The sequence below is a fragment of the Flavobacterium sp. AJR genome (genome assembly GCF_002156885.1).
Lineage (GTDB): Bacteria > Bacteroidota > Bacteroidia > Flavobacteriales > Flavobacteriaceae > Flavobacterium.
This window is the reverse complement of record NZ_NCWQ01000193.1, coordinates 1-1,216: the sequence shown is the minus strand read 5'-3', so window position 1 is coordinate 1,216 and position 1,216 is coordinate 1. Positions and strand designations below refer to the sequence as shown.

Below are 1,216 nucleotides of genomic sequence, written 5' to 3'. Positions count from 1 at the left end.
AACATATATTATATATATAAAAAAGAAAAATTTAAATTTAATTAATTTTTGGTTGTTATTATAGTGTGTTAATATGTCATATAAATTTATTTTTAAAAGCATTGAAATGAAGTTTCTCTTAGTTATATAGAGTTATTAACATACTTATATTTTGTTAAAGGATTAATTTCTAAGACTTTTTAGATTTTAATTAACATTGGTTAACAACCTAAAATGAATTCTTTTTGTAGATAACTTCATATGTTGATATTTGTTGAAAATGTACTTTTTGATATTGATAACTTTTCTAAAAATTCACCAAACTTTATTAGGTTATTAAGTTCCAGTTTTGGATTAGGTTTTTTTATGACACAACCAAAAAAAACTTCTAATTTTCTTTCTGTAGTTATTAACAAAAGATGTTAATTTAAAGTTAACTGAATATCAACGAATTAGCTTTTGCTATTAACAATATAAAATTTTAACAAAAAAGATGTTTATTTTTCATTGATTACTAGATACTTATAGCATTGTTAATAATGTTAATAAGTGTTAAGTTTTTGATATGAAGTGAGTTATATATTAAGCTTTTTCTAATACAAATTTCATCAATAAGTATCAATTACTAAAACTATGTTTTTAAAAGTTATTAAGTAAAAAATTAGGGAAAATTAGCGAAATTCGTGGCAGCCATTTATTAATTGGTTAAATTTGCATAACACAACTTAATATAACTTAATAATGAAAATTTCAATAGGAAACGATCACGCAGGACCAGAATATAAAAAAGCAATTGTTGCGATGCTTAAAGCAAAAGGATATGAGGTAACTAACTATGGTACAGATTCTGAGGATTCTGTAGATTATCCAGATTTTGGTCATCCAGTTGCTACTGATGTCTCAGAAGGTAAGGCAGATTTTGGAATTGTTATTTGCGGAAGCGGAAATGGAATTGCAATGACTGTTAATAAACACCCTAAAGTAAGAGCTGGTTTATGTTGGACTAAAGAAATTGCGGTTTTAACACGTTTGCACAACGATGCTAACATTATTAGTATTCCAGCGCGTTTTACATCGGTACCACAAGCAGTTGAGATGGTTGAAGCGTTTTTAAATACTGAATTTGAAGGTGGAAGACACCAAAATAGAGTAAATAAGATTGCTTGTCAGTAAAAAAGTCAAAAAAACGGGTGCTACGCACCAATAAAATAGTAAGCCGGGCGGATTTTAAAATTCA

Annotated in this window: 1 protein-coding gene; it reads left to right on the top strand. The window is 27.0% G+C overall.

The window, feature by feature from the left end; genetic code table 11:
- The first annotated feature begins 720 nt into the window (after positions 1 to 720).
- Positions 721 to 1,152: a ribose 5-phosphate isomerase B gene (gene rpiB, locus B8T70_RS23495; RefSeq protein ID WP_035628920.1), complete on the top strand. Its 432-nt coding sequence runs from the start codon at positions 721 to 723 to the stop codon at positions 1,150 to 1,152.
- Positions 1,153 to 1,216 lie beyond the last annotated feature (64 nt).

Excerpts from the sequence above, each read along its gene's own strand:
- rpiB (WP_035628920.1), top strand. The coding sequence starts at position 721 with ATGAAAATTTCAATAGGAAACGATCACGCAGGACCAGAATATAAAAAA.